We start from the raw sequence: 474 nt of genomic DNA on the forward strand, positions 1-474 counted from the left end.
TCTCTGGATCGATGATGATCGGGCTGCGGCCGTGTGAGCTACGGGCCTTCCAAAATTGGTTTCCTGCGGGTGCGGGCATTTGCGAACATTTCGACGCTTTTACAAAGTTAACCAGCGGCCGGATTCGTACGGTTTTGTGACTTGCTGGATTGCCGATCACATGGTTTTTTTCCCACATCGTTGTGTGGGAGTGCGGGCGTGGGCGACGATCAGAAGGACGGTGTTCGGGTAGAACACATAGACGGCCAATGGGCGGTGCAGATCATCGAGGATGGCGTGACCACCCAACAGCTTTTCGACAACGAGGAATTTGCGAGGAGTTTCGCAGCCGGTCAAATCATCCGGCTCAACCTTAACCGGTCCGGCCAAAGCCAAAGCGGCCATGAGGTGGATGGCCCGCGAAACCATTCGTAAACCATGCCAACACGGTAAATATTTTATGTCGAACCGATCCGGTTGCAGGAGGTTTTGGGC

General features: G+C 54.4%; 1 protein-coding gene. It reads right to left on the reverse strand.

The annotated features are described in order from the left end of the window. Positions 1 to 156: 156 nt before the first annotated feature. Positions 157 to 474, reverse strand: a 318-nt coding sequence (locus EOA22_RS37980) for a hypothetical protein (RefSeq protein ID WP_206521594.1), incomplete at its 5' end; no start/stop codon positions are given.

Origin of the sequence: Mesorhizobium sp. M7A.F.Ca.US.014.04.1.1 (assembly GCF_003998745.1) — a bacterium.
Lineage (GTDB): Bacteria > Pseudomonadota > Alphaproteobacteria > Rhizobiales > Rhizobiaceae > Mesorhizobium > Mesorhizobium ciceri.